Genomic DNA, 1,312 nt, shown 5'->3' on the forward strand with positions numbered 1-1,312 from the left:
AAAGACGCACTGAAGAAGATGGTCGCATTGCTAGAGCAGGAAGGTGTAGCCTACGATATAGGCTCATATCGCGATGCTCCTGATGGCCTACGAATCTGGTGTGCAGGTACGATCGAGAGCAGCGACGTTGACGCGCTTATGCCTTGGCTTGAGTGGGCCTATCATAGCTCGCAAGCTTAAGTAAAAGATAGGAGCTAGGCGCTTAATGCGCCTATACTGTTTTTGCTTATAGGGATATCTCGATCAATTGAATATTGCACTGTAACTGGTGCGCCAAGTGACGGGATTAAATATGGATATCAGCAGTTTAGTAACAGCCTTCATTATCATTTTTGCGATTTTTTATATCATTCGTATTTTCAATACCTTGGTAGCTTTAAAAAATCGCTATCAAAACTCTTTCTCTCAAATTGAAGTTCAGCTTAAGCGTCGTTATGACTTGATTCCTAATCTAGTCGAGACGGCTAAGGCTTATCTAACACATGAGCGTGAAACGCTGGAAGCGGTTATATCGGCTCGTAATCAAGCTCTGGCAGGCCTTAAAGCAGCATCCGCTAATCCTTCTAGTGCGGGAGCGTTGCAGGAACTTGCTAAAAGTGAAGGTTTATTACAAAGTGCTTTAGGAAGTCTAAATGTGGCTGTAGAGGCTTATCCGGAACTGAAGGCTAGTGATAACATGAGCCAGCTTTCTGAAGAGCTGACTAGCACCGAGAATCGTGTGTCCTTTGCGCGTCAGTCCTTTAATGATTCAGTTACTGAATATAATCAATATCGTCAAAGCTTCCCTCAAAACCTTTTTGCTACCAGCTTTAGTCACAGAGAAGACGCGACGCTTCTAGAGTTTGAAGACTCGGCACAAATTCAATCGGCTCCCAAAGTTTCATTCTAGACAATGAACTTCTATAAAGCGCAAGATGATGCCAGGAAACAAACCTTATGGTTGTTGGCATTGTTTACCATTGCTGTCGTCTTATTGGTTTTGCTTACAAACCTCTGTGTCGCGTTTTTCGTTTTATACAGTAACCCAGAGTATGCACTGGATGGAGTGAATCCGATTGCTGATGCAGGCGGGAACATTTTTCAGTGGTGCGAAAACCTGATCACCGCACTAGGTTGGAAAAAATTTACCTGGACGACGCTTCTCGTCGTAGGCGTCTTGGCGATGGCTATGCTGTTCAAATGGCTCTCTTTGCGAGACGGAGGAAGGGTTGTCGCTGAAGCTTTGGGCGGTCGACCTGTTCTGACAAACTCAAGCCAGGCTCAGGAAAAGCGCTTACTAAATGTTGTCGAGGAGATTGCTTTGGCCGCGGGT

The 1,312-nt window shown here is 45.0% G+C and carries 1 protein-coding gene and 2 pseudogenes; all 3 read left to right on the forward strand.

Annotated elements, in window-relative coordinates:
- Positions 1–180 (forward strand): annotated as a pseudogene (locus A3729_RS32010) (phosphoserine aminotransferase); the annotation flags it as partial.
- Between the two features lie 112 nt (positions 181–292).
- On the forward strand, positions 293–889 hold the full coding sequence (locus A3729_RS00870) for a LemA family protein (protein ID WP_156494769.1): 597 nt from the start codon (positions 293–295) through the stop codon (positions 887–889).
- A 3-nt stretch (positions 890–892) separates the two neighbouring features.
- Positions 893–1,312: pseudogene (locus A3729_RS00875) on the forward strand (hypothetical protein); the annotation flags it as partial.

It is taken from the genome of Oleiphilus sp. HI0043 (assembly GCF_001634935.1).

Coding starts and splice junctions, on each gene's coding strand:
- A3729_RS00870 (WP_156494769.1), top strand. CDS start 293: ATGGATATCAGCAGTTTAGTAACAGCCTTCATTATCATTTTTGCGATT.